Source organism: Burkholderia sp. Ac-20392 (assembly GCF_017104585.1).
GTDB lineage: Bacteria > Pseudomonadota > Gammaproteobacteria > Burkholderiales > Burkholderiaceae > Burkholderia > Burkholderia lata.
Genome location: NZ_JAAGPB010000468.1, coordinates 1 through 6,608, shown reverse-complemented (window position 1 = coordinate 6,608; position 6,608 = coordinate 1). Strand labels below are relative to the sequence as shown.

At 68.3% G+C, this 6,608-nt stretch carries 6 protein-coding genes; 3 read left to right on the top strand and 3 right to left on the bottom strand.

Going from position 1 to position 6,608, the window contains the following annotated elements; all coding sequences use genetic code 11:
• The 3 genes from G3N99_RS32195 to G3N99_RS32185 form a co-directional block, all read left to right on the top strand.
• Nucleotides 1-1,021, top strand: a 1,021-nt coding sequence (locus tag G3N99_RS32195) for an endoribonuclease L-PSP (protein WP_241011961.1), incomplete at its 5' end; no start/stop codon positions are given.
• 125 nt (nucleotides 1,022-1,146) lie between these two features.
• Nucleotides 1,147-1,929, top strand: a complete 783-nt coding sequence (locus tag G3N99_RS32190) for a glycosyltransferase family 2 protein (protein WP_174942353.1) — start codon at nucleotides 1,147-1,149, stop codon at nucleotides 1,927-1,929.
• Between the two features lie 195 nt (nucleotides 1,930-2,124).
• The gene (locus G3N99_RS32185; RefSeq protein WP_011353189.1) at nucleotides 2,125-2,886 is read left to right on the top strand and encodes a M48 family metalloprotease; all 762 of its coding nucleotides are present in this window, start codon (nucleotides 2,125-2,127) and stop codon (nucleotides 2,884-2,886) included.
• Between the two features lie 100 nt (nucleotides 2,887-2,986).
• Here the strand turns inward: G3N99_RS32185 and G3N99_RS32180 are convergent, their stop codons facing one another.
• From G3N99_RS32180 to G3N99_RS32170, 3 genes are all read right to left on the bottom strand, one after another.
• Nucleotides 2,987-4,699 (bottom strand): lactate permease LctP family transporter, encoded by a 1,713-nt coding sequence (locus tag G3N99_RS32180; RefSeq protein ID WP_206124392.1) that lies wholly within the window; start codon nucleotides 4,697-4,699, stop codon nucleotides 2,987-2,989.
• 50 nt (nucleotides 4,700-4,749) lie between these two features.
• Complete coding sequence (locus tag G3N99_RS32175; RefSeq protein ID WP_206124391.1) at nucleotides 4,750-6,195, bottom strand: LutB/LldF family L-lactate oxidation iron-sulfur protein; 1,446 nt, start codon at nucleotides 6,193-6,195, stop codon at nucleotides 4,750-4,752.
• Nucleotides 6,192-6,608 (bottom strand): LUD domain-containing protein (locus tag G3N99_RS32170; protein WP_206124390.1); only part of this gene is annotated, 417 nt, incomplete at its 5' end. The genes G3N99_RS32175 and G3N99_RS32170, both read right to left, overlap by 4 nt.

Below are 6,608 nucleotides of genomic sequence, written 5' to 3'. Positions count from 1 at the left end.
GCACGCGGACGCGGCGGCACGGATGCTGGCCGATGCCGTGCCCGACCTGCCGGTCGCGCCCGTGCCGATGACGCTGCTCGGCGCCGGCATTGCGCCGGACGACGCCGTCTGCGAAATCTGGCAATGCCATGCGCACGACCTGCGCAGCGAACGGCGCGGCGCGCTGCACTATCGCTACAGCGAAACGGCGGGCCTCGTGTTCGGCAGCATCGTCGTGCACGAGACAAGCGACACGCATGATTTACCCGAAGCGCACGACAGCGGCACACCGCTCGAACGCGCGACGCGCGACGCGTACCGCGCCCTGTTCGACGTGCTCGATTCGCTCGGCATGCCGCATCCGCTGCGCATCTGGAATACCGTGCCGGCGATCAATGCGGTGCAGTTCGGGATCGAGCGCTATCGTCAGTTCAATATCGGCCGCCAGCACGCGTTCGATGCGTGCCGCCGCGCGCTGACGGGCGGCGTGCCGGCCGCATGCGCGCTCGGTTCGGTCGTGCCGGTCGCGGGCGATGCATCGCCGGTCGCGCCGCTCGCGATCCATTTCCTCGCGAGCCGCACGCCGGCCGATCCGGTCGAGAACCCGCGTCAGGTCAGCGCGTATCACTATCCGGCGGAGTACGGCCCGCGCGCGCCGACGTTCGCGCGCGCAGCCGCGTGGTCGCAAGGCGATGCCGCGCCGGTGCTGTTCGTGTCGGGCACCGCGAGCATCGTCGGGCACCGCACCGTGCATCCCGGCGACGTCGTCGCGCAAACGCGCGAGACGGTCGCGAACCTCGCGGCCGTGCTCGAGCAGGCCGCGCGCCAGGGGCACGGCCCGTTCTCGCTCGCCGACCTGAGCTATCGCGTCTACGTGCGCGACGCCGGCGATACCGAGGCACTGGCCGCGATCGAGCGCGTGCTGCGCGAGGCGGTCGGCCCCGGCGTGCGCCTGCTCGTCGTTCATGCGGACGTGTGCCGCGACGACCTGCTGGTCGAGATCGAGGCCAGCGCGGGTCATGAGGAGGCGTGGCTGTCATGAAGCGAGAAAACCTCACGATCGAGCAACCGGCCCCGCACGCGGGCGACGTCGACGAAGCCTGCCGGCGGTCGCCGGCAAGTCATAAACTTTTGTCAGGATCCCCGTCTTCGCAATCGGCCGTTTCCATGTCCAAGCTGCACGCCTCGTCCACCCATCTCGTCCTGATTCCGAGCTACAACCCGGGCACCAAGGTCGACACGACCGTGCGCAATGCCCGCGCGCAATGGAATCCGGTGTGGGTCGTGGTCGACGGCAGCACCGACGGCAGCGCCGAACGGTTGCAGGCGATGGCCGAGCGCGACCCGGGCTTGCGCGTGATCGTGCTGCCGGAGAATCGCGGCAAGGGCGCCGCGGTGCTCGCCGGACTCGACGCGGCGGCCGCGAGCGGCTTCACGCATGCGTTGACGATGGATTCCGACGGCCAGCATCCGGCCGACCTGATTCCCGCGTTCATGACCGCGTCGCAAGCCGCGCCCGACGCGATGGTGCTGGGCGTGCCGAAGTTCGACGCGAGCGCGCCGCAGTTGCGCGTGCAGGGCCGCCGGCTGTCGAATGCATGGGCCGATCTCGAGACGCTGTGGGCCGGGATCGGCGATTCGCTGTACGGGTTTCGCGTGTATCCGGTCGCGCCGCTGGCCGCGATCATGCGCCGCCAACCGTGGATGCGCGGCTTCGACTTCGATCCCGAGGCGGCCGTGCGGCTGTGCTGGGCCGGCGTGCGGCCGATCCGCATCGACGCGCCGGTGCGCTATTTCGGCCGGCATGAAGGCGGCGTCTCGCATTTCCATTACGGCCGCGACAACGCACTGCTCGCGTGGATGCACCTGCGCCTGTTCACCGGCTTCGCGGTGCGGCTGCCAATGCTGGTCGCGCGGCGGCTCACGCGGCGCCACGACCAGACCGCCTGAGCGGGCCCGCTTTCCATTCCGGTCGCGCCCGGTCGCGGCGATTGCGCCGCTTTTCGCTGTCAATGCCGCGATGACGTGCCGCTTCGTTTCAATCCGATAAGTAATGAACGTGTCATCGGATGTAAACATCTGGTAATTTTCTGCCGGATTATGCAAAATCGCCGCTCCCAAATACAACTATCGAGGGATTCCGGGATGCAACTCAAGAAAGCGGTGGCAGCGTGTGGCGTGGCGTTTCTGTTGAGCGCGTGCGGCGGGGTACAGAGCCTTGACGCGAACAGCCTGACGTCGGCGGGGACCAGCCTGTACAAGGCAGCGACGCTGTCGGATGCCGACATCGCCGCACTGTCGAACGACTCGTGCAAGTCGAGCGATGCCGAATCGAAGATCGCGCCGGCGAACAGCGCGTACGCGAAGCGCCTGACGAAAGTGATGAAGGGCTTCGGCGACATGACGCTGAACGGCCAGAAGATCAACTACAAGGTCTACATGACCAAGGACGTCAACGCGTGGGCGATGGGCAACGGCTGCGTGCGCGTGTACAGCGGCCTGATGGACCAGATGAACGACGACGAACTGCGCGGCGTGATCGGCCATGAAATGGGCCACGTTGCACTGGGTCACTCGAAGAAGGCGATGCAGACGGCCTACGCGGTCAGCGCGGCACGCACCGCGGCCGGCGCGGCCTCGCCGGGCGTGGCGGCGCTGTCGAGCTCGCAGCTCGGCGACATCACCGAGAAATTCATCAACGCGCAGTTCTCGCAGACGCAGGAAAGCGCGGCCGACGACTACTCGTTCGACCTGATGAAGCAGAAGGGCATGAACCAGAAGGGCCTCGTCACCGCATTCCAGAAGCTCGCGAAGCTCGACGGTGGCCAGAGCTCGATGATGAGCTCGCACCCGTCGTCGGCGAGCCGTGCGCAGCACATCGAAGATCGCATCGCGAAGGGCAGCTGATCGCGCAACCGGTCGCCTGCCGCAGCGGGCGGTCAACCGGCGCAATGAAAAACCCCACGCTCTTCCGGGCGTGGGGTTTTGTTTTTGGGGCGTGCGCCGCTTACGGCACCATGCCCGGCAGCACGTACGCCTGCGCGAGCGTGATCAACCCGACGATCACCGCGAACAGCAGGCTGTGCCGTACCGTGAAGCGGAACAGCTCCGACTCCTTGCCGACGAGTCCCGTCGCCGCGCAGGCGACCGCGATCGATTGCGGCGAGATCATCTTCGCGGTCACGCCACCCGTCGTGTTCGCGGCCACCGCGAGCGTCTCGGGGACGCCGAGCTGATGGGCCGTGGCCTGCTGCAGCGAGCAGAACAGCGCGTTCGACGACGTGTCCGAGCCCGTCAGGAACACGCCGAGCCAGCCGAGGAACGGCGAGAAGAACGGGAACGCGGCGCCGGTCGCGGCCAGCATCAGCGCGAGCGTCGACGACATCCCCGAATAGTTCGCGACGAATGCGAACGCGAGCACGAGGCCGATCGACAGGATCGGGCGCGTCAGTTCCTTCAGCGTCTCGCCGAACGTGACGAGCGCGTCGCGCGGCTTCATCCGCAGCAGCACCATCGAGATCAGCGCGGTCACGAGGATCGCGCTGCCCACTGCCGACACGAGATCGATCTTCAGCACCGCGTCGAGTGCCTTCGGCGTCGCGGCGATCGGCGCGGTCTTCACGACGAGCTGGTCGAGTCCCGCCACATGAAACTTCAATACGGTCGACGCGAGTGCGCCGTGCGCGGCGAACAGCGCCTTGAACGGCGCGATGCTCCAGACGGTGACGACGGCCGTCAGGATCAGGAACGGCGACCACGCGCGCACGGTCTGCGCGAGCGTGTACGGCGACGCCTGCCGGCTCGTGCCGGTGCCGAAGCCGTTGCGCGGGCCCGCGCCGCCGAAGCCCGCGAGTGCGGCGCTGCCGCCCGACGCGACGAGGCCGCTGGCCGTCTGCTTTGCGGTGCGCGGCTGCCAGACTTTCAGGAACGCGGCGAGCGCGACGAGGCTGACGAGCGACGACGTGATGTCCGGCAGCTCGGGCCCGATGTGGTTCGACGTGAAGTATTGCGTCACCGCGAAGCTGCCGCCCGCGACGAGCGCGGCCGGCCAGGTCTGCCGCACGCCGCGCAGCCCGTCCATCATGAACACGAGCCAGAACGGCACCGCGAGCGACAGCAGCGGCAGCTGGCGGCCGGCCATCGCGCCGATATGGAACGGATCGATGCCTGTCACCTGCCCGGCAACGATGATCGGGATGCCCATCGCACCGAACGCGACCGGCGCGGTATTTGCAATCAGACACAGTCCCGCCGCGTGCAGCGGCTTGAAGCCGAGGCCGACGAGCAGCGCGGCCGTGATCGCGACGGGCGCGCCGAAGCCGGCCGCGCCTTCGAGGAACGCGCCGAACGAGAAGCCGATCAGCAGCATCTGCAGGCGCTGGTCGTCGGTGATCGACAGCACGGACGCGCGAATGATGTCGAACTGGCCGGTCTTCACGACGATCTTGTACAGGAACACGGCCGCGACGATGATCCACGCGATCGGCCACAGGCCGTATGCGAAGCCGAAGCCGGCCGCCGCGAGCGCCTGCGGCACGGGCATCCCGTACGCGAGGATCGCGACGCCGAGCGACAGCAGCAGCGTGATCGCCGCCGCGACGTGGCCCTTGAGCCGCAGCGCGGCCAGCGCGACGAAAAAGAAAATGATCGGGATTGCGGCGACGAACGCCGACAGCCCGAGGCTGCCGAGCGGGGTGTAGATCTGATGCCAGGCCTGCATGGATGTCTCCTCCATAGGTTTTTGTCGGTACGGCTTGAAAAACGAAACGGCTATTCGGGCTGGCCGCGTGCGCGCAGCAGGTCGGACAGGCTGCGCGGCGCCGGTTCGAGCGGCGTACGGTGCTGCGTCCAGCCCATCTGTTTCGCGGGCGTCAGTGCACGCAGTCGCGTTGCGGTCCAGCGGAACGCGCGGTACGCACGCGGATGCGCGAACGCGCCCGACCAGAAGCGCCACACGAGGTCTTCCGCGCGGTTGTAGTTCGCGCCCTGGCCGCGCAGCGGATGCGCAACGGGTTCGTCGGGCTTGCGGTTCGCTTCGGTGCGCAGCCGCACGAGCAGTTGCGGGATCGGGATCCGCACCGGGCACACCTCGCCGCAGGCGCCGCACAGCGTCGATGCGGTCGGCAGGTCGGCCGTCGCGTCGAGGCCGAGCAGGTGCGGCGAGATGATCTTGCCGATCGGGCCCGGATAGGTCGTGCCGTATGCGTGGCCGCCGATGCGCGTATAGACGGGGCAGTGATTCATGCACGCGCCGCAGCGGATGCACTGCAACGTCGCGCGCAGCTGCTCGTCCGCGTAGGCCTGTGTGCGGCCGTTGTCGAGCAGCACGAGATGCAGCTCGCGCGGGCCGTCGCGCTCGCCGTCGCGGCGCGGGCCGGAGATCAGGTTGAAGTAGGTCGTGATCGCCTGGCCGGTGGCCGAGCGCGTGAGCAGGCTCGACAGCGGCACGATGTGCTCGAGCTTTTCGACGACCTTCTCGATCCCCATGATCGCGACGTGCGTGTCGGGCACCGTCGTCGACAGGCGGCCGTTGCCTTCGTTTTCGACGAGCCACAGCGTGCCCGTGTCGGCGGCCGCGAAGTTCACGCCCGACAGGCCGATGTCCGCCTCGGCGAACGCGCGGCGCAGCGCGCGCCGGCCGGTCTGGATCAGCTCGTCGACGTCCTCCGTGTAACGCGTGCCGGGGATGTGTTCCTCGAACAGCTCGGCGATGTCGCCGCGCGTCTTGTGGATCGCCGGCATCACGATATGCGACGGTTTCTCGCCCGCGAGCTGCACGATGAATTCGCCCATGTCGGATTCGATGCAGTCGACGCCGTGCTCCGCGAGGTAATGGTTCAGCTCGATCTCCTCGCTCGCCATCGACTTGCCCTTGATCACGCGGCGTGCCTTCTTCGCCTGCGCGATGCCGAGCACGATCGCGTTCGCGTCGGCCGCCGTCTCGGCCCAGTGCACGTGCACGCCGGCTTCGGTGAGCTTCGTCTCCAGCCGTTCGAGCAACGCGGGCAACTGCGCGAGCGCGTGTTGCCGCACCGCTTCGCCGAGGTCGCGCAGCTGCTGCAACTCGGCGTCGTCGGGGAATTGCGATGAGCGCTTGCCTTGCAGGAAGTCCATCGCGCCGCGAAAGCTCTTGCGCAGCGCGGGATCGTCGAGCGCGGCGCGTGCTCGGGTCTTGAAGTCGCCGGGGGTGACGAATTGCAGCGTGTGGTCGCTCATTGCGGGAAGTCCTCGCTGGCGGTGGCGGCCGGGCGGGCGGCTGCCGTATCGGTGACGATCACGACCCACAGGCGGCGCGGGCCGTGTGCGCCATAGGCGAGCGTCTGCTGGATGTCGGAGGTCTTCGACGGGCCCGACACCAGCACGAGGTTGGTCGGCATGCCGGCGTGCCAGCGCTCCGCGTGCACGGCCGCATGCAGATCGGGATGCAGCGTGCTTGCGTGGACGAGCGCGACGTGCAGCGGCGGCACCAGCGACACCGTGCGCGGCGTGCCGGCATCGGGGGCGAGCACGACGGTGCCGGTGGCCGCGATGCCCGAGCGCGCAACGGTGAAGCCTGCGTCGATCGTGTCGAACAGTTCGGTCTTCCACGCGTCGATCGGCCGGTCGAACGGCACCGACGCGACCGTGTC